The sequence below is a fragment of the Pseudomonas machongensis genome (genome assembly GCF_034961125.1).
In the GTDB taxonomy this organism is placed as follows: domain Bacteria; phylum Pseudomonadota; class Gammaproteobacteria; order Pseudomonadales; family Pseudomonadaceae; genus Aquipseudomonas; species Aquipseudomonas machongensis.
This window is the reverse complement of the sequence record NZ_JAYFUI010000130.1, coordinates 1-19,399: the sequence shown is the minus strand read 5'-3', so window position 1 is coordinate 19,399 and position 19,399 is coordinate 1. Positions and strand designations below refer to the sequence as shown.

At 63.4% G+C, this 19,399-nt stretch carries 19 protein-coding genes and 1 tRNA gene; 12 read left to right on the top strand and 8 right to left on the bottom strand.

Features of this window, described 5'->3' with window-relative positions:
- Together phrB and VA602_RS13700 are read left to right on the top strand one after the other, a co-directional pair.
- Entirely contained in the window at positions 1–1,428 is a 1,428-nt protein-coding gene (gene phrB, locus VA602_RS13705) for a deoxyribodipyrimidine photo-lyase (protein ID WP_323453459.1), read from the top strand.
- A gap of 11 nt (positions 1,429–1,439) precedes the next feature.
- Positions 1,440–2,144 carry an SDR family NAD(P)-dependent oxidoreductase gene (locus VA602_RS13700; RefSeq protein WP_323453458.1) on the top strand — a complete coding sequence of 235 codons (705 nt, stop codon included), beginning with the start codon at positions 1,440–1,442 and terminating at the stop codon, positions 2,142–2,144.
- A gap of 37 nt (positions 2,145–2,181) precedes the next feature.
- Here the strand turns inward: VA602_RS13700 and VA602_RS13695 are convergent, their stop codons facing one another.
- The 6 genes from VA602_RS13695 to hemA all read right to left on the bottom strand — a co-directional run bounded on the left by VA602_RS13695 (position 2,182) and on the right by hemA (position 7,546).
- Positions 2,182–2,700, bottom strand: a complete 519-nt coding sequence (locus VA602_RS13695) for an acyloxyacyl hydrolase (protein WP_054894606.1) — start codon at positions 2,698–2,700, stop codon at positions 2,182–2,184.
- A gap of 117 nt (positions 2,701–2,817) precedes the next feature.
- A complete protein-coding gene (murI, locus tag VA602_RS13690; protein ID WP_200602684.1) occupies positions 2,818–3,618 on the bottom strand; it encodes a glutamate racemase in 801 nt (266 codons plus the stop codon).
- The gene (locus VA602_RS13685) at positions 3,611–4,366 is read right to left on the bottom strand and encodes a molybdopterin-synthase adenylyltransferase MoeB (protein WP_323453457.1); all 756 of its coding nucleotides are present in this window, start codon (positions 4,364–4,366) and stop codon (positions 3,611–3,613) included. Before VA602_RS13685 ends, murI begins: the two co-directional genes overlap by 8 nt.
- Entirely contained in the window at positions 4,360–5,190 is an 831-nt protein-coding gene (gene prmC / locus VA602_RS13680) for a peptide chain release factor N(5)-glutamine methyltransferase (protein ID WP_323453456.1), read from the bottom strand. Before prmC ends, VA602_RS13685 begins: the two co-directional genes overlap by 7 nt.
- On the bottom strand, positions 5,190–6,272 hold the full coding sequence (gene prfA / locus VA602_RS13675) for a peptide chain release factor 1 (RefSeq protein ID WP_054894610.1): 1,083 nt from the start codon (positions 6,270–6,272) through the stop codon (positions 5,190–5,192). The genes prmC and prfA overlap by 1 nt, the downstream gene beginning before the upstream one ends.
- Positions 6,269–7,546: a glutamyl-tRNA reductase gene (gene hemA / locus VA602_RS13670; RefSeq protein ID WP_063542909.1), complete on the bottom strand. Its 1,278-nt coding sequence runs from the start codon at positions 7,544–7,546 to the stop codon at positions 6,269–6,271. The genes prfA and hemA overlap by 4 nt, the downstream gene beginning before the upstream one ends.
- Positions 7,547–7,817: 271 nt before the next feature.
- Here hemA and VA602_RS13665 point away from each other — a divergent pair, with 271 nt between their 5' ends.
- From VA602_RS13665 to VA602_RS13625, 9 genes are all read left to right on the top strand, one after another.
- Complete coding sequence (locus tag VA602_RS13665; RefSeq protein WP_151926537.1) at positions 7,818–9,545, top strand: tetratricopeptide repeat protein; 1,728 nt, start codon at positions 7,818–7,820, stop codon at positions 9,543–9,545.
- Positions 9,546–9,548: 3 nt separating this feature from the next.
- Positions 9,549–10,166, top strand: coding sequence for a lipoprotein insertase outer membrane protein LolB (lolB, locus tag VA602_RS13660; protein WP_323453455.1), 618 nt, complete (start codon positions 9,549–9,551; stop codon positions 10,164–10,166).
- 4 nt (positions 10,167–10,170) lie between these two features.
- Positions 10,171–11,031, top strand: a complete 861-nt coding sequence (gene ispE, locus VA602_RS13655) for a 4-(cytidine 5'-diphospho)-2-C-methyl-D-erythritol kinase (protein ID WP_323453454.1) — start codon at positions 10,171–10,173, stop codon at positions 11,029–11,031.
- A 20-nt stretch (positions 11,032–11,051) separates the two neighbouring features.
- A tRNA-Gln gene (locus tag VA602_RS13650) sits at positions 11,052–11,126 on the top strand.
- Positions 11,127–11,173: 47 nt separating this feature from the next.
- Positions 11,174–12,115: a ribose-phosphate pyrophosphokinase gene (locus tag VA602_RS13645; protein ID WP_029614333.1), complete on the top strand. Its 942-nt coding sequence runs from the start codon at positions 11,174–11,176 to the stop codon at positions 12,113–12,115.
- Between the two features lie 121 nt (positions 12,116–12,236).
- Complete coding sequence (locus VA602_RS13640; protein WP_054894615.1) at positions 12,237–12,836, top strand: 50S ribosomal protein L25/general stress protein Ctc; 600 nt, start codon at positions 12,237–12,239, stop codon at positions 12,834–12,836.
- A gap of 80 nt (positions 12,837–12,916) precedes the next feature.
- A complete protein-coding gene (pth, locus tag VA602_RS13635; RefSeq protein ID WP_054894616.1) occupies positions 12,917–13,501 on the top strand; it encodes an aminoacyl-tRNA hydrolase in 585 nt (194 codons plus the stop codon).
- 22 nt (positions 13,502–13,523) lie between these two features.
- The gene (ychF, locus tag VA602_RS13630; RefSeq protein ID WP_054894617.1) at positions 13,524–14,624 is read left to right on the top strand and encodes a redox-regulated ATPase YchF; all 1,101 of its coding nucleotides are present in this window, start codon (positions 13,524–13,526) and stop codon (positions 14,622–14,624) included.
- A gap of 254 nt (positions 14,625–14,878) precedes the next feature.
- Positions 14,879–15,346 carry a DoxX family protein gene (locus tag VA602_RS13625; RefSeq protein ID WP_323453453.1) on the top strand — a complete coding sequence of 156 codons (468 nt, stop codon included), beginning with the start codon at positions 14,879–14,881 and terminating at the stop codon, positions 15,344–15,346.
- Positions 15,347–15,377: 31 nt separating this feature from the next.
- Here the strand turns inward: VA602_RS13625 and VA602_RS13620 are convergent, their stop codons facing one another.
- Positions 15,378–16,394 carry a 1-aminocyclopropane-1-carboxylate deaminase gene (locus VA602_RS13620; protein ID WP_323453452.1) on the bottom strand — a complete coding sequence of 339 codons (1,017 nt, stop codon included), beginning with the start codon at positions 16,392–16,394 and terminating at the stop codon, positions 15,378–15,380.
- Positions 16,395–16,551: 157 nt separating this feature from the next.
- Between VA602_RS13620 and VA602_RS13615 the strand changes: the two genes are divergently transcribed.
- Positions 16,552–17,061: an Lrp/AsnC family transcriptional regulator gene (locus VA602_RS13615; RefSeq protein ID WP_153772589.1), complete on the top strand. Its 510-nt coding sequence runs from the start codon at positions 16,552–16,554 to the stop codon at positions 17,059–17,061.
- Positions 17,062–17,122: 61 nt separating this feature from the next.
- Here the strand turns inward: VA602_RS13615 and aceE are convergent.
- The coding region (gene aceE / locus VA602_RS13610; RefSeq protein WP_323453451.1) for a pyruvate dehydrogenase (acetyl-transferring), homodimeric type at positions 17,123–19,399 on the bottom strand (2,277 nt) is incomplete at its 5' end.

The window sequence follows — 19,399 nt, the reverse complement described above, 5'->3', positions numbered from 1 at the left end:
ATGCAATTGATCTGGCTGCGCAGCGACCTGCGCATAAGCGACAACACCGCCCTCTCCACCGCCACCGCACAGGGGCCGACCATTGCCCTGTGGATCGCCAGCCCCGAGCAATGGCAGGCGCACGACGATGCGCCGAGCAAGGTCGACTTCTGGATACGCAACCTGCACGACCTGCGTCAGGCTCTCGAACGCCTGAATATCCCGCTGCTGATCCGCCATACCGACACCTGGCAACAGGTGCCCGAAACCGTGCTGGAGGTTTGCCGCATGCACAAGGTGCAGACGGTGCACTGGAACGATGAGTACGGCGTCAACGAAAGCCAGCGTGACCAGCGTACCCAGTCTTTGCTGGAGCGCTCCGGCGTGGCCACCCGCACGCACCTGGACCAGCTGTTCTTCCATCCCGGCACCCTGCTGACCAAGGCGGGCAACTACTTCCAGGTCTTCGGCCAGTTTCGCAAGGCTTGCCTGGAACATCTGCATCGCAGCCTGCCAACCCTTGCCCATCCCGTGAAACCACAGGCCCCGCTGGGCATCGCCAGCGACTCGATCCCCAGGCATATCGAAGGCTTCGACACGCCCGCTAAGGCCTTGCGCGACCACTGGCCTGCCGGTGAAGACGAGGCTCAGGGCAGGCTGTCGCGCTTCGTCGACGAAACCATCGACGACTACCAGACCCTGCGTGACCTGCCGGCCAGGCCCGGCACCAGCCAACTCTCGCCCTATCTTGCCGCCGGCGTGATCTCGCCGCGCCAATGCCTGCACGCCGCACTGTCGAGCAACCGAGGCGAATTCGACAGCGGCAGCCAAGGTGTACGGACCTGGATCGACGAGCTGCTCTGGCGCGAGTTCTACAAGCACATCCTGGTGGGTTATCCACAGGTCTCGCGCCACCGCCCCTTCCGCGCCCCTACCGAGGCTCTGCCCTGGCGTGATGCGCCCGAGGATCTAGAGGCGTGGGAACAAGGCCGCACCGGTTTCCCGTTGATCGACGCGGCCATGCGCCAGCTGCTGCATACAGGTTGGATGCACAACAGGCTGCGCATGGTGGTAGCCATGTTCCTGAGCAAGAATCTGCTCATCGACTGGCGCAAGGGCGAGCGGCATTTCATGCGACACCTGATCGACGGCGACCTGGCGGCGAACAACGGCGGCTGGCAGTGGAGCGCCTCCACCGGCACCGATTCGGTGCCCTATTTCCGGATCTTCAACCCAGTGACCCAGTCGCAGCGTTTCGATCCAAAAGGACGCTTTATCCGCCATTGGTTACCAGAACTCACCCATCTGGATGACAAACACATTCATTTGCCTGTGAAATCTTCCGGACTATTTGATACAAATGGATACATCAGCCCGATCGTCGATCTGGACAGCAGTCGCCATAGGGCACTGGCGGCATTCAAGGCGCTACCCGCCTCCACCAACTGAAGGACACGGTATTGAGTAGTACGCGCAGGTTCTGGGTAACAGGGGCCAGCAATGGCGTAGGCCTCGCCCTGGTCGAACGGTTGCTCGAAGAGGGTCATCGAGTCGCCGCCAGCGGCAAGGATTGCCAGGAACTCGACACGTTGGCCGAGCTGCACGAGGCACGCTTGCTGCGCCTGCCCGTGCACGTGCACGAGCTGGCCGAGGCGCAGGCGGCGGCCGAGCAGGTGCAGTCGCATTGGGGCGCATTGGACGTCTTGATCGTCAATGCCGGCACGTGCGACTACCTGCCAGACAGCCTACCTGCCAACGCGATAATGGAAGCCATCGTCAGCAGCAACCGGCGCGCCAGCGAGCATGTCTTGGCCAACGCACTGTCTTTGTTGGCCAGAGGCGACAGGCCACAGGTGATGGCACTGTTCAGCCGCTATTCGACGCTGCAGCTGTTTGCGCCAGCGCAAAACCCGGCAGGGCACAACAGCCTGCCACAGTGGTTCCGCGAGCAACGCAAGGTCCTCGACGATCTGACGGTACAGCTTACGGTGGTTGCGCCGCAGTCGCTCAAGGCACCGGTTAGCAGCAGCATGGCGATACCTGAATCCTGGACGGCGCAGAGCGCAGCAGAGGAGTTGGTGCGCAGGCTCGAACAACCCCAGGCCGAATTGGTGCTCGAAGTGATGGATCCGACCTTGCTGTGGCCACTGCCCAGGGAAGCCTGAGGTAAATCCGGGGCGCTACACGCCCCGGTGATCCGGGTCAGAGCGCCATTCGATAATGCAGCGAATAGCTCTCGACGCCATCATTGGGCTGCTTGATCCCGGCGTTGGAGTAGTGAATCGCGCGAACCCCGATCTCGTGCCCACCTGCAAAGCGCAGGCCGAAACCGATGCGGTCCTCGAACTGGAACGACGAGCCCAGGTCATTGCTTTCCAGCTTGGTCCGCGAGAATGCCGCCACACCGATCCCCGCCTCGATGTAGGGCTTGACCGAGTCCCCGGCGAACTCATACACGAACACAGGGGCGAACGACAGGCTGTGATTGCTTGCCCGCTCATCGCCATCCCAGAACGTGTAGGCGCCGTCCCAGTATCCAGTAATACGGCCTACGCTGGTCTGCCACCAACTGGCATCCCAGTTCGACTGCAGCCCCAGTCGGTAGACCATGGTGCTGTCGCCGGTCTGCCCCACCGACAACGAGACATCGGCCGCCTGCGCCGATACCGTCTGCCCCAACGCCAACGCGGCAACCACTGCCACTCCAAGCAAATGCCTCATGAGCCCGTCCTTCTTCCTGGTGTTGTTATCAAGTGTCTGCCTGTAAGTCAGGCTCAATGATAGAAATCAGCACTGGGACGATAGTTCAGCTTTGCCGGGGGAAATTTCACATTTTTTTTACAAGTGGAACGCACTGACCTGTTCGACCGAGGCGCCCCACAGAAGCGGGAGGATCTTGTGCAAGTGCTGCGTGTCGCCACTGCTGCAGAATTCGGCCTCACGCGCAGGCCCGTCGGCCAGCAGGTCGCGGGCCAGCAACAGGCGTTGCAACTGACGCGCCACGGCAGCACCGGTATCGATGATCGCCACCTCGGCCGGCACCATGTCAGCCAGCAGCGGGCGCAGGAAGGGATAGTGCGTGCAGCCGAGGATCAGCGTGTCGCAGCCGGCAGCCAGCAGCGGCTGCACGTAGCCGAGCAACATCTGGCGTAGCAGTGGACTGTTCAGGTCACCGGCCTCGATCAGCTCGACTAGGCCAGGGCATGGCTGGGTGACCACCTGCACATCGTTGGCGAAGCGGTCGAGCAAGGCGGCAAATTTTGCACTCTGCAAAGTGCCGGTGGTAGCCAGGACGCCGACCACGCCGGAGCGTGTCGCCGCAGCGGCCGGCTTGACCGCAGGCTCCATGCCCACCAGCGGCCAATCGGGGTAGCGCTCCCTCAAGTCGGCCACGGCCGCCACGGTCGCGGTATTGCACGCCAGGACCATGGCCTTGGCACCGCGTGCGTGGAAGAACTCGGCGATGCGCCGGCAGCGCTCACGGATGTAGTCGGGGGATTTCTCGCCATAGGGTACGTGGCCGCAATCGGCGACGTAGAGCAACGACTCGTGGGGCAGCAAGCGCCGAATCTCGGCAAGCACCGACAAGCCACCGACGCCCGAATCCATCACGCCCACCGGCGCCGAGCGATCAGCCATGGCGATCGCCGCACACCGTGCAGGCCGGGTCTCGCTTGACCCGCAGCTCGCGCATGCGCGTGCCGAGGGCATCGATCAGCAACAAGCGGCCCACCAGGGGCTCGCCGAACCCGGCCAGCAGCTTCAGTGCTTCCAAGGCCTGCAAGCTGCCCACCAGCCCCACCAGCGGACCGATCACGCCGGCTTCGCTGCAGGTCAGCTCGGCCTCGCTGCCATGGCCATAGAGGCAGTGATAGCAAGGGCTGTAGTCGCGCCGGGGGTCGAACACCGACAACTGCCCCTCCAGGCGAATGGCCGCGCCGCTCACCAACGGTTTGCCAGCAGCCACGCATGCGGCGTTGACCGACTCGCGAGTGGCGAAGTTGTCGGAGCAGTCCAGCACCAGGTCCACCGCCGTTACCGCCGCAGCCAGCGAGTCGTCGTCCAGGGCATGGCGATGGGCGACCAGGGTGACCTCCGGATTGATCGCCTGCAGACGCTGCAACGCCGAGTCGACCTTGGTCATGCCGACACTGTCGCTGTCATGGAGGACCTGGCGTTGCAGGTTGGTCAGGTCGACCGTGTCGAAGTCGGCCAGATGCAACTCGCCCACGCCGGCAGCCGCCAGGTAGAGCGCGACGGGCGACCCCAGGCCACCGAGCCCGACCACCAAGGCCTTGCTCTGCTTGAGCCGCAACTGGCCGTCGATATCCACCTGCGACAGCAGGATCTGCCGGCTGTAGCGCAACAGTTCCTGGTCACTCAGCATGGCAGGCGCGCCAGGGAAATACGCTCATGCCCACCCAGGTCGCGGCGGCTGTCCACCTCGATGAAACCGCTACCAACCAACAGGTCACGCACGGCGGCTGCCTGGTCATAGCCATGCTCGAGCAACAACCAGCCGCCGGGCAACAGGTGCTGCGGCGCCTGGGCGATGATCAGACGCAGATCGTCAAGGCCATCTGGGCCGGCCACCAGCGCACTGCTGGGCTCGAAACGCACATCGCCCTCGCTCAAGTGCGGATCTTCGGCGGCAATGTAGGGCGGGTTGCTGAGGATCAGGTCGAAACGCTCGTCGGCCAGGGCGTCGAACCAGTGACTACTGCGCACCTGAACATTCATCAGGTGCAGGCGCGCGCGGTTGCGCTCGGCCAGAGCCACGGCCTCATCGATGCGATCGACTGCCGTCACCTGCCAGGCCGGGCACTCGCTCGCCAGGGCCAGGGCGATGGCGCCGCTGCCGGTGCCAAGGTCAAGCACCCGGGCAGGTTTGGCAGGCACCCGTTCGAGCGCGGTTTCCACCAGCAACTCGGTGTCTGGTCGAGGGATCAGGGTGTGCGGCGCGACTTCAAGGTCGAGCTTCCAGAAGCCCTGCTGACCGAGAATGTACGCCACCGGCTCACCTGCGCGACGCCGTTCGAGAAAGGCCGCGAAGGCCTGCGCTGCCTCGCTGCTGACGATACGCTCGGGCCAGGTGTGCAGGTAGCTGCGCGACTTGCCCAAGGCAGCGGACAGCAACAACTCGGCGTCCAGACGCTCGGTGGGCGAATCGGGCAATTGCGCGTTGCGCAGCAGGCTGGCGATGATGGTCATCAGTCCCCCAGGGCGGCCAGTTGATCGGCCTGGTATTCGGCCAGCAAGGGTTCGATCACCGCATCGACACCACCGGCGAGCACATCGTCGAGGGAGTAGAGCGTCAGGTTGATGCGATGGTCGGTGACCCGACCCTGCGGGTAGTTGTAGGTGCGGATGCGCTCGGAGCGGTCGCCCGAGCCCACCAACAGCTTGCGCTCGCTGGCAATCGCATTCTGCGCGGCGCTGGTCTGCATGTCGTTGAGCTTGGCCGACAGCCACGACATGGCGCGGGCGCGGTTCTTGTGCTGGGAACGTTCTTCCTGGCACTCGACGACGATGCCGGTCGGCAAGTGGGTGATGCGGATCGCCGAATCGGTCTTGTTCACATGCTGACCACCCGCACCCGAGGCGCGATAAGTGTCGACGCGCAGGTCGGCCGGATTGATCTCGATCGCGGCCTGCTCGTCAGGCTCGGCCAGCACCGCCACCGTGCAGGCGGACGTGTGGATGCGGCCTTGCGATTCGGTTTCCGGCACGCGCTGCACCCGGTGCGCCCCGGACTCGAACTTGAGCTTGCCGTATACGCTGTCGCCCTCGACGCGGGCGATGATTTCCTTGTAGCCGCCGTGTTCACCCTCGTTCTCGGAGAGAATCTCCAGGCGCCAGCCACGTTTCTCGGCGTAGCGCGAGTACATGCGGAACAGATCGCCGGAAAAGATCGCAGCCTCGTCGCCGCCGGTGCCGGCACGGATCTCGAGAAACACGTTGCGCCCGTCGTTGGGGTCCTTGGGCAGCAGCATGCGCTGAAGCTGCGACTCCAGGACGACGAGTTGCTCCTTGGCTTCGCGCACTTCCTCCACGGCCATCTCGCGCAGGTCCGGATCGCTGTCCTTGAGCAGCGCCTGGGCGCCCTCCAGATCCTCCTGGACCTTGCACCACTCCTTATAGGCGACGAACACCGGCTCGACTTCGGCATATTCACGGGAATAGGCGCGGAAACGGGTCTGGTCGGAAATGACTTCGGCATCACCCAGCAGGGCGGTGAGTTCTTCGAAGCGGTCCTGGAGGATGTCCAGTTTTTTCAGCAGCGACGCTTTCATTGCGTGGGTTTGTCCGTCGAGCCCTCGTGGAGGGCAAAGAGTTCCTGGGCCATGGCCAGCGCATCGACGCGGCCTTCGGCAGAGAGCTTTTTAAGTTGCACGCTGGGCGCGTGCAACAGCTTGTTGGTCAGGCCGCGGGCCAGCTGGGCGAGTACTTCTTCGGGGTTACCGCCGTTGGCCAGCAGGCGCTGGGCTTTTTGCAGTTCCTCATCGCGCAACCGCTCGCTCTGCTGGCGGTAGGCCTTGAGCACGTCCACCGCAGCCAGCTCGCGCAGGCGCGCCATGAAATCATCGGCACCGAGATTGACCAGTTCTTCGGCGGCCTGTGCTGCACCCTGGCGGCTCTTGAGGTTTTCGGCGACGACTTCATGCAGGTCGTCGACCGTATAAAGATAGACGTCGTCCAGCTCGCCCACCTGCGGCTCGATGTCCCGCGGCACAGCGATGTCGACCATGAAGATCGGCTTGTGCCGGCGCTGCTTCAGCGCGCTCTCGACCGCGCCCTTGCCGAGAATCGGCAACTGGCTGGCGGTGGAACTGATGACGATGTCACTGTTGGCCAGTTCCTGCGGGATGTCCGCCAACAGCACGGCATGGGCACCGAACTGCTCGGCGAGGATGCTGGCGCGCTCGAGCGTGCGGTTGGCGACGACGATCCGCTTGACCCCCTGCTCATGCAAGTGGCGGGCGACCAGGGTGATGGTTTCTCCGGCACCGATCAGCAGGGCCTGGCTGCGGCCCAGGTCGGCGAAGATCTGCTTGGCCAGGCTGACGGCGGCGAAGGCGACCGAGACCGGGTTCTCACCGATGGCGGTGTCAGTGCGCACCTGCTTGGCGGCACTGAAGGTGGCCTGGAACAGACGCCCGAGCAACGGGCCGATGGTGCCGGCCTCACGGGCCACTGCGTAGGCCGATTTCATCTGGCCGAGGATCTGGGGCTCGCCCAGCACCAGCGAGTCGAGCCCGGAGGCGACACGCATCATGTGTTTGACCGCATCGTGCTCTTCGTGAACGTAGGCACTGGCACGCAGCTCGTCGAGGCTCAGGCGGTGGTAGGCGGCCAGCCATTGCAGCACGGCGTCGGCGCTGAGCTGGTCCTGCTCTATATAGAGCTCACTGCGGTTGCAGGTCGACAGGATCGCCGCCTCGCGGCTGGCGGTCAGTCGGCAGAGCTGCTGCAGGGCATCGACCAGCTGCTCGGGCGTAAACGCCACGCGCTCGCGTACGTCTACCGAGGCAGTCTTGTGGTTGATACCGAGGGCGAGAAAGGCCATGCAAGGTCGCTGGTTGGGACGGGAAGCCGATAATTGTCCTACTTCGCAGGATTCAGGACAACCACCGTTCGCTATTGTCGTGATGAGCCTGGGCTATCGTGAGGCCTGCAGGCATGGCCCGAACCCGGCCAGGCATCTGCCGCAAACACGTGTGACAGTCGGCCTGGCCCCGAACATCACGCGCTCAGCGCGGTCACACACTTCGCGGGTGGGTTTGCCCCCGCGCTTGTGTCATCATGCTCCGACCGCCGGTTAGTCCACCAAAGCCTCTATGAACAGACCCTACGCATTGCTGCTTGCCTTCGCCCTGCTCCAGGGCTGCCAGAGCCTGATCCCGCACAAGAGCGAGGATCAGCAAGCTGTTGCCGAAGCCGACAAGCCCGAGGCGAAAACCCCTGTGGTGTATGGATCGTTCAAACAGGACACGCTCTACAGCCTGCTGGTGGCTGAACTTGCCGGCCAGCGCAACCGCTTCGACATTGCCCTGGCCAACTATGTCGACCAGGCACAGAAAACCCAGGACCCGGCCGTCTCCGAGCGTGCCTACCGCATCGCCGAGTACCTCGGGGCCGATGAACCGGCCCTCGACACCGCGCTGATCTGGGCCCGCAACGACCCGCAGAACCTCGACGCCCAGCGCGCCGCGGCGATCCAGCTGGCCCGCTCCGGCCGCTACGACGACGCCATGGCCTACATGGAGAAAGTGCTCCAGGGCCAGGGCGATACCCACTTCGACTTCCTCGCCCTGTCTGCCGCCGAAACCGACCAGAGCACCCGCGACGGGCTGATGCAAAGCTTCGACCGCCTGCTGGTCAAGTACCCGGACAACAGCCAACTGGTCTTCGGCAAGGCCCTGCTGCTCAACCAGGACGGCAAGACCGAACAGGCACTCGAACTGCTCGAAAGCCATCCGCCACGCAATGGCGAAATCGCGCCGATCCTGCTGCGCGCGCGCCTGCTCCAGGCCCTGGACCGTGGCGGCGAAGCCCTGCCACTGCTGCGCGGGGCGATTCGCGACAATCCGGACGACAAGCGCCTGCGCCTCACGTATGCCCGCACGCTGGTCGAACAGGACCGCATCACCGACGCCAAGGCCGAGTTCGAAAGCCTGCTGCAACAGTACCCGGATGATGACGAACTGCGTTATTCGCTGGCGCTGGTGAGCATGGAGAACAAGAACTGGGACGAGGCCGAAGGCTACCTGCAGGAGATGGTCGAGCGCGACAGCAACGTCGACGCCGCGCACCTGAACCTCGGGCGCATTCGCGAAGAACGCGGCCTCCCGGCAGCGGCCCTGCGCGAATACGCGCTGGTCGGCCCAGGCCCCGACTACCTGGCCGCGCAATTGCGCCAAGCCGATATCCTGATCGCCAACGGCCGCAGCGCCGAGGCCTCGCGCCACCTGGCCGAAGCCCGCGAAGCTCAGCCCGACTATGCGATCCAGCTCTACCTCATCGAGGCCGAAACCCTGGGCAACAATGGCAAGGAAGCCCAAGCCGACCAAGTACTGCAGCAGGCCATCAAGCGTTACCCCGACGATCTCAACCTGCTCTACACCCGCGCCATGCTGGCTGAAAAGCGCGACGACCTGCCGCAGATGGAAAAAGACCTTCGCGCCATCATCGCCCGCGAACCGGAGAACGCCATGGCCCTCAACGCCCTGGGCTACACCCTGGCCGACCGCACCACACGCTATGGCGAAGCAAAAGCACTGATCGACAAAGCCCACCAGCTCACCCCGGACGATCCAGCAGTGCTCGACAGCCTGGGCTGGGTCAATTATCGCCTGGGCAACCTGGACGAGGCCGAGCGCCTGTTGCGCCAGGCGCTGGAGCGCTTCCCCGACCATGAAGTCGCCGCCCACCTCGGCGAGGTGCTGTGGGCCAACGGCAAGCGCCGCGAAGCGCGCCAGGTCTGGGCCAAGGCCTTCGCCGAACAACCCGACAGCCCTATCCTGCGCAAGACCGTCCTGCGCCTGACCGGATCCGAGAACCTTTAAATCATGCGTTTGCGTCATCTCATCACCTTCGCCCTGATCGCCCTGCTCACCGGCTGCGCCGGTTTCGGCACTCGTGAAGCCGTCCAAGGCAAGGGCAGCCCGCAACAGTGGCGCGAGCACAAGCAACAGTTGAGCACCCTCGACGGCTGGCAGATCAACGGCAAGGTCGGCATCCGCGCCCCGCGTGACTCAGGCAGCGGCACGCTGTTCTGGCTGCAGCGCCAGGACTACTACGACATTCGCCTGGCTGGGCCCCTGGGTCGCGGCGCCGCACGCCTGACCGGCCGCCCCGGCGGCGTGGTGCTGGAAGTGGCCAATCAGGGCCGTTACGAGGCAGAGACCCCCGAAGCCCTGCTCGAAGAGCAGCTCGGTTGGCGCCTGCCGGTATCGCACCTGGTCTGGTGGGTGCGCGGTCTTCCGGCCCCGGACAGCAAGAGCCAACTGACCCTCGACGGCGACAGCCGCCTGGCCCGCCTCACCCAGGACGGCTGGGAAGTCGAATACCTGAGCTACATCGAACAGAACGGCTACTGGCTGCCCGAGCGCCTGAAGCTGCACGGCGAAAACCTCGACGTCACCCTGGTGGTCAAGGACTGGCAACCCCGCCAGCTGGGACACTGATCCGATGCAAAGGCTCACCCTGCCCGCCCCGGCCAAGCTCAACCTGTGGCTGCACATTACCGGCCGACGCGACGACGGCTATCACGAGCTGGAAACCGTGTTTCAGTTCCTCGACCACGCCGACCAGCTGAGCTTCGAGCTGCGTGACGATGGCCTGATCCGCCTGAACACCGAGATCGCCGATGTCCCCCACGACAGCAACCTGATCGTGCGCGCAGCGCGCAAGCTGCAGGAACAGTCCGGCGCACAGCTGGGTGTCGACATCTGGCTCGACAAGGTCCTGCCCATGGGCGGCGGTATCGGTGGCGGCAGTTCCGATGCGGCCACTACCCTGCTCGCCCTGGATCATCTGTGGCAGCTCGACTGGCCGGGCGACCGCCTGGCTGCGCTGGGGCTGACACTGGGGGCCGATGTGCCGGTGTTCGTACGTGGTCATGCCGCCTTCGCCCAAGGCGTGGGCGAACAACTGACCCCGGTCGATCCGGAAGAACCCTGGTATGTCGTGCTGGTGCCGCAAGTGTCTGTCAGCACAGCGGAAATTTTTTCGCATCCAGAGTTGACACGTGATTCCCTCCCCCTTAAGATGCGCCCCGTTCCCGAGGGAAACAGTCGAAATGACTGCCAACCGGTGGTAGAGCAACGTTATCCAGAAGTTCGCAATGCGCTGAATTCGCTGGGTAAATTTACGGAAGCTCGAATGACCGGCACTGGAAGTTGCGTGTTTGGGGCCTTCCCAAGCAAAGCCGAAGCTGATAGAGTTCTGGCCCTTCTTTCAGAGACCCAAGCAGGGTTTGTGGCAAAAGGAAGCAATGTTTCGATGTTGCATCGCAAGCTGCAAAGTCTGATCAAGAAGTCGAGCGCATAAGCGTTCGCAGCAACAGATACAGGGGCGTCGCCAAGCGGTAAGGCAGCAGGTTTTGATCCTGCCATGCGTTGGTTCGAATCCAGCCGCCCCTGCCATTTTCCTTATACTCATCCAGGTTACCCTCAGCCTTCAGGTACTGCGCGTGTCCAAGATGATGGTCTTCACGGGGAATGCCAACCCCGATCTGGCTCGGCGTGTCGTACGTCAGCTGCATATCCCACTGGGTGATGTTTCTGTCGGTAAATTCTCCGACGGCGAAATCAGCACTGAGATTAATGAAAACGTCCGCGGTAAAGACGTCTTTATCATTCAGCCGACCTGCGCTCCGACCAACGATAATCTGATGGAACTGGTAGTGATGGCCGACGCCTTCCGCCGCTCCTCAGCTTCCCGAATCACCGCCGTGATTCCTTACTTCGGATACGCCCGCCAGGACCGCCGTCCGCGTTCGGCACGTGTAGCCATCAGCGCCAAAGTCGTCGCTGACATGCTCACTGTCGTGGGTATCGACCGTGTTCTCACCGTCGACCTGCACGCTGACCAGATCCAGGGTTTCTTCGATATTCCTGTCGACAACATCTACGGTTCGCCCGTACTGGTCGACGATATCGAAGACCAGCGTTTCGATAATCTCATGATCGTCTCCCCCGACATCGGTGGTGTGGTGCGTGCACGCGCCGTCGCCAAGTCGCTGGGTGTCGACCTGGGTATCATCGACAAACGCCGCGAGAAAGCGAACCACTCCGAGGTGATGCATATCATCGGCGACGTCGAAGGGCGCACCTGCATCCTGGTAGACGACATGGTCGACACCGCCGGCACCCTGTGCCACGCGGCCAAGGCCCTGAAAGACCACGGCGCTGCCAAGGTCTACGCCTATTGCACTCACCCGGTTCTGTCGGGTCGTGCGATCGAGAACATCGAGAAGTCGGTGCTCGACGAGCTGGTGGTGACCAACACCATCCCGCTGTCCGCCGCTGCTCAAGCCTGTGACCGTATCCGCCAACTGGATATCGCACCGGTAGTCGCTGAAGCGGTCCGCCGCATCAGCAACGAAGAATCGATCAGCGCGATGTTCCGCTAAGCGGAACGCACGCTGACGAAAAGCGCCCCGCCCCGGCATCGATGTCGGGGCGGGGCTTTTTTGCCATCCCCGTCCGGCGCTGGTCGCAAACGCCCTCGGGGGGCTATTTTGGAGAAACAAAATGACTGATTTCACCCTGAACGCCCAAGCGCGTACTGACCTGGGGAAAGGTGCGAGCCGCCGCCTGCGTCACTCGCTGAACATCCCTGCCGTTGTCTACGGTGGTAACAAGGACGCCGAGTCCCTGACCATCCTGGCCAAGGAAATCACCAAGCTGTTCGAAAACGAAGCTGCCTTCAGCCACGTTCTGGAACTGAACGTCGACGGCAAGAAGCAGAACGTCATCGTCAAGGCCCTGCAGCGCCACCCGGCCAAAGGCTTCATCATGCACGCCGACTTCGTTCGCGTCGTTGCTGGCCAGAAGCTGACCGCCAAGGTTCCGGTTCACTTCGTTGGTGAAGAAGCCCCGGTCAAGAAAGGCGGCGAGATCTCCCACGTAGAATCCGAGATCGAAGTTTCCTGCGAAGCCAAGGACCTGCCTGAGTTCATCGAAGTCGACCTGTCCAAGGCCGAAATCGGCACCATCATCCACCTGTCGGACCTGAAAGCTCCGAAAGGCGTAGAGTTCGTCGCTCTGGCCCACGGTGATGACAAAGCCGTTGCCAACGTTCACGCTCCACGCGTGTCCGCTGAAGCTGCTGAAGAAGGCGCTGCCGAGTAATCCACTCGCACGCCGGCGTTGATCGGGTTACAGTGCCGCGCGCACCGTAACCCACCAACTCCAAGGAAAGAGCCCCTGAAGTGACCGCCATCCAGTTGATCGTCGGCCTGGGTAACCCCGGCCCCGAATACGAACAGACCCGGCATAACGCAGGGGCTCTTTTCGTTGAACGCATTGCCAGCGCCCAGCGCGTTTCGCTGTCCGCTGACAAAAAGTATTTTGGCCTGACGGCTAAGTTCAGCCATCAGGGCAACGATGTTCGCCTGCTGATTCCCACCACCTACATGAACCGCAGCGGCCAGTCCGTGGCGGCATTGGCCAATTTCTTCCGTATCAAGCCGGAAGCGATCCTGGTGGCACATGACGAACTCGACCTGCCTCCCGGCGTCGCCAAGCTCAAGCGTGGCGGCGGGCATGGCGGGCATAACGGCCTGCGCGACATCATCGCGCAGCTCGGTAACCAGAACGACTTCCACCGCCTGCGGCTTGGCATTGGCCACCCGGGCGACGCCAAACTGGTCTCCAACTTCGTCCTGGGCCGCGCGCCGCGCGCCGAGCAGGAGAAGCTCGACGCCAGCATCGATTTTGCCCTCGGCGTGCTGCCGGACGTGCTGGCCGGCGACTTCGCCAAGGCCATGCGCGAACTGCACAGCCAGAAGGCCTGACTTTCTAGAAAGGGGAATTCCCATGGGTTTCAATTGCGGCATCGTCGGCCTGCCCAACGTCGGCAAGTCCACCCTGTTCAACGCCCTGACCAAATCCGGTATCGCGGCGGAGAACTTCCCCTTCTGCACCATCGAGCCGAACAGCGGCATCGTGCCAATGCCCGACGCACGCCTGGCGGCGCTGGCCGAGATCGTCAAGCCGAACCGCATCCTGCCGACCACCATGGAATTCGTCGACATCGCGGGCCTGGTCGCCGGCGCCTCCAAGGGTGAAGGCCTGGGCAACAAGTTCCTCGCCAACATCCGCGAGACCGACGCCATCGCCCACGTGGTGCGCTGCTTCGAAGACGAGAACGTGATCCACGTCTCCAACAGCGTCGACCCCAAGCGCGACATCGAGATCATCGACCTCGAACTGATCTTCGCCGACCTCGACAGCTGCGAAAAGCAACTGCAGAAGGTCGCTCGCAACGCCAAGGGCGGCGACAAGGAGGCCCTGGCACAGAAGGCCTTGCTGGAAAAGCTGATCCCGCACTTCACCGAAGGCAAGCCTGCGCGCAGCCTGATGAAGCACATGGCTGACGATGAAAAGGCCGCGATCCGTGGCTTCCACCTGCTGACCAGCAAGCCGGTCATGTACATCGCCAACGTTGCCGAGGACGGCTTCGACAACAACCCGCACCTGGACGTGGTGAAAGCCATCGCCGAGGAAGAAGGCGCGGTCGTGGTGCCGGTGTGCAACAAGATCGAAGCGGAGATCGCCGAGCTGGAAGACGGTGAGGAGAAGGACATGTTCCTCGAGGCCCTCGGCCTTGAAGAACCCGGCCTGAACCGCGTGATTCGCGCCGGCTACGAGCTGCTCAACCTGCAGACCTACTTCACCGCCGGTGTGCAGGAAGTCCGCGCCTGGACCGTCCGCGTTGGCGCCACCGCCCCGCAAGCGGCCGGTGTCATCCACACCGACTTCGAGAAGGGCTTCATCCGCGCCGAAGTGGTCGCCTATGACGACTTCATCCAGTTCAAGGGTGAAAGCGGAGCCAAGGAAGCCGGCAAGTGGCGCCTGGAAGGCAAGGACTACATCGTCAAGGACGGCGATGTGATGCACTTCCGCTTCAACGTCTGATCGCGCTGCAGGAGCATTCGGTACGCCGTCTCACTCCGAACCAATAAAAAACCGCGCCTTTGCGCGGTTTTTTATTGGCTATTGGAAGCCTCGATGGGCGAGGGGCCGCTAGGCGAACATCACGGCCACTGTTAATGCAGCTGGAATTGACAAGTCCAATCCCCCCGCTTTATCCCGCCGGCATCAACCACCATCATTGAATCAACCGCTCCACTGTCGACCATTGACGCAAGCAACACTGCGAGGGCTCGCACATGACCAGCATTCCCCGCGACACCCCGTCATTCGCCCGCAATCTTCAGGGACGCCTGGAGCCGGTGTTCTACGCCCTGCTGCGCGGTGTACTGGGCATCGTCATGTTCACCCACGGGCTGCCCAAGCTGCTGGGTGACTCACATGGCTCGATGGCCGATCCGATGGCCAGCTCGACCCACCTCATCGGCAACGTGATGGGCCTGCCGTTCGCTGCCGAACTGGCGTTTCTGGTGATGCTGCTGGAAACCGTCGGCGCGCTGATGCTCGTCGTCGGCGTGCTGACCCGGCCCGTTGCCCTGGCCATGGCCGCGGAGATGGTCGGGATCAGCTACGCGCTCGGTCCGACCTGGCCGTGGGTGGACCGGGGCATCGAATATCCGGTGATCCTCGGCAGCCTGGCGTTGTACGTGGCCATCCGGGGCGGCGGACGCTTTGCCTTGGACCACACGTTGTGGTACGGCCGCTAAGTGCAACGCGGCCCGTTCAGGCGACGCTCGATCAGCCGTTGCGGAACAGGAAGCTGTAGGCGTTGAGCGCCGGCACGCCGCCCAAGTGCGCATACAGTACTCGCGAACCCTCGGGGAACTCCCCATCACGCACCCTACCGATCATCCCCGCCATCGACTTGCCTTCGTACACAGGGTCGGTCAGCACACCCTCCAGTCGGCCACACAGGCGGATCGCCTCCAGCGTGCCCTCGTTCGGCAGCCCATATTCGGGATAGGCATAGCGGGTATCGAGCACTACATCGTCCTCGGTGATCTCGCGGCCCAGGTCCACCAGCTCGGCGGTGTGACGAGCGATGCGCAGGATCTGTGCCTTGGTCTGCTCCGGCTTGGCTGACGCGTCGATGCCGATCACCCGCTGCGAGCGGCCATCGGCGGCAAAACCGACCACCATGCCCGCCTGGGTGCTGCCGGTGACTGAACAGACCACGATGTAGTCGAACGTGAAGCCCAGCTCCGCCTCCTGCTGGCGCACCTCTTCGGCAAAGCCGACAAAGCCCAGCCCGCCGTAGGGATGCTCGGAGCACCCTGCCGGACTCGGGAACGGCTTGCCGCCCTTGGCGCGAACATCAGCCATTGCCTGCTCCCAACTGGGGCGGATACCGATGTCGAAGCCCGCGCTGTCGAGCCGCACATCGGCGCCCATGATGCGCGACATCTCGATATTGCCAACGCGGTCATACACAGCATCGGAGTAGTTCACCCAGTTTTCCTGCACCAACACGCACTTCATGCCCAAGTGCGCTGCCACCGCGGCGACCTGGCGCGTTTGGTTCGACTGGATGCCGCCGATCGACACCAAGGTGTCACAGCCTTGTTCCAGCGCTTCGGGGATCAGGTATTCGAGCTTGCGTGTCTTGTTGCCACCAAAGGCCAGGCCGCTATTGCAGTCCTCGCGTTTGGCATAGAGCTCGACCTTGCCGCCCAGGTGGGCACTCAAGCGCTTGAACGGGGTGATCGGGGAGGGACCGAAGGTCAGCGGATAACGCGTATAGCGACTCAGATTCATGGCTGTGCTCCCAATTGCGAAACGCGCGGATCGCGGGCTCCGATAGCGTCAATGCTAGGGAGGTTGGCAAAAAAACGGGTTGCAAGTTTTCCCTGAATTTCGAGCTATTGTTTTATTGAAAAATGATTTCACATCACTTTGTTGTGAGGCTCAAGCATTGAAAGCAACAAATGAACGCGAGCAAAAAAAGCCGTCACTGTCCGGCCCGCCACAGCTAGACCGTATCGACCGCGCGATCCTGCGCGCCCTGCAGCAGGACGCCTCGATCGCCAACGTGGCCTTGGCCGACAAGGTCAAGCTCAGCGCCCCAGCCTGCCTGCGACGGGTCGAACGCTTGAAGCAGGCGGGGTTGATCAAGGGCATCGTCGCCCTACTGGACAGCGAACGTCTCGATGCTGGGATGGTGGTACTGATCGGCGTGGTGCTCGACCGCTCCACCCCGGAATCCTTCGCCGCGTTCGAAGCGGCCGCGCAGAAGGTCTCCGGGTGCATGGAGTGCCATGTGGTGACGGGGGAGTTCGACTACTTCATGTTGCTGCGCACACGCGACAGCCAAAGCTTCAACCGCCTGCACGCCGAACAGTTGCTGTACCTGCCAGGAGTACGCCAGATCCGTTCGTTCATGGGCTTGCGCCAGGTGCTTTCGACGACACGAATCGTGTTGTAGAGGGGAAATTGCGCTGTTCTTTTCGCCAGCAAGCCCGCGAAGAGAACAGCGCAATCGGTGATCAACACGCCCAAGGCACTGGCGCCTCAGCCTCGATGCCATAGCGCGCGATGGCCTCGGCACACCGCTGGCGTTGCAACACACCGTCATCGGCCAGGCTCGAAAGCGCCGCCAGCACGATCTGGCGGCTGTCGACTTCGAAGAAGCCACGCAGTTGCTCACGACTGTCGCTGCGCCCGAAACCATCGGTGCCCAAGGCAACGAAACGATCCTGCACATACGGCGCAACCAGGTGCGGCCAGGCGCAGACATAATCGGTCGCGGCGATCACCGGCGCGCCCTTGGGCAGGCACTGCACCAAGTGACTGGCCCGCGCTGGTTCCTGCGGATGCAGCCGGTTCCAGCGCTCCACCTCCCGTGCCTCGCGCGCCAGCTCGCTGAAACTGGTGGCGCTGAACACTTCGCAGGCCACGCCCCAGTCCTGCGCCAACAGGCGTGCCGCCGCCTGCACCTCGCGCAGGATCGTACCTGAACCCAGCAACCGCACCTTGCCAACTGCCCCCGCCGGCATGTGCTGCTCCAGCCGGTAGAGGCCCCGGATGATGTCGCCCTCGACCCCGTCCGGCAGGCTGGGCTGTGGATAGTTTTCGTTCATCAGGGTGACGTAGTAGAACGCATCTTCCTGCGCCTCGAGCATGCGCCGCATGCCGTGGTCGAGGATCACCGCGAACTCACCGGCAAACGCCGGATCGTAGGCGCGGCAGTTGGGCACGGTCGAGGCGATCAGCAGGCTGTGGCCGTCCTGGTGCTGCAGCCCTTCGCCACCCAGGGTGGTGCGCCCAGCGGTAGCGCCCAGCAGGAAACCACGGGCGCGCTGGTCGGCGGCAGCCCAGATCAGGTCGCCGATGCGCTGGAAGCCGAACATCGAGTAGTAGATGTAGAACGGCAGCATCGGCAGGCCATGGGCGGAATAACTGGTGGCCGCCGCCACCCACGAGCTGATCGCCCCCGCCTCGCTGATGCCTTCTTCAAGGATCTGCCCGTCCAGCGCCTCGCGGTAGCAGAGGATCGAACCGATGTCTTCGGGCTCGTAGCGCTGGCCGACGCTGGAATAGATACCGATCTGCTTGAACAGGTTGGCCATGCCGAAGGTACGCGCCTCGTCGGCGACGATAGGCACTACCCGCGGCCCGAGCTGGCGGTCCTTGAGCAGCCCGCTGAGCATGCGCACGAAGGCCATGGTAGTGGACATTTCCTTGCCATCGGCCTGGGTGGCGAACGCCGCGTAGCTGGAAAGCGCCGGCACCGGCAGCCCCTCGGCCTGGCGTGGCCGCGACGGCAGGTAACCGCCCAGTGCCTGGCGACGTGCATGCAGGTAGCGCATCTCGTGGCTGTCGTCGGCGGGCTTGTAGAAGGCCAGGGCCTCGGTCTGCTCATCGCTCAATGGCAGGTTGAAGCGATCGCGGAAGGCCATGAGTGCCTCGCGGTCGAGCTTCTTCTGCTGGTGCGTGGTCATCTTGCCCTGCCCCGCCTCACCCATGCCGTAGCCTTTCTTGGTCTGCGCCAATACCACGGTCGGGCGACCATCGCCTTGCTGGGCGGCATGGTAGGCGGCGTGGATCTTCACCATGTCGTGCCCCCCGCGCTTGAGCCGGTCGATCTGCTCGTCGCTCATGCCCTGGGCCATCCGGGCCAGCGCCTCGCTCTGGCCGAAGAAATGTTCGCGGTTGTAGCGCCCATCCTTGGCGGCGAAGGTCTGAAACTGCCCATCGACGGTGGCCGACAGCGTACGCTCCAGCTCGCCGCTTGCGTCGCGGGCGAACAGGCCATCCCAATCCGATCCCCAGACCAGCTTGATCACCCGCCAGCCAGCACCGCTGAACAATGCCTCCAGTTCATCGATGATGCGCCCGTTGCCACGTACCGGGCCGTCCAGGCGTTGCAGGTTGCAGTTGACCACCCACACCAGGTTGTCCAGGCGCTCGCGCGCCGCAAGAGTGAGCGCCGACATGCTTTCCGGTTCATCCATCTCGCCGTCGCCGAATACCCCCCACACGCGCCGCCCAGCGCCCTGACGCAGGCCCCGGTGTTCCAGGTAGCGCATGAAGCGCGCCTGGTAGATCGAACTGATCGGCCCGATGCCCATGGAGCCGGTGGGAAACTGCCAGAAATCAGGCATCAGCCAGGGATGTGGATAACTCGACAGGCCCTGCACATCGCGGCGCCGTGCAGTGATTTCCTGTCGATAGTGCTCCAGCTGCTCAACCTGCATGCGGCCCTCGAGGAAGGCCCGGGCGTAGACACCCGGCGCCGAGTGCGGCTGGAAGAACACCAGGTC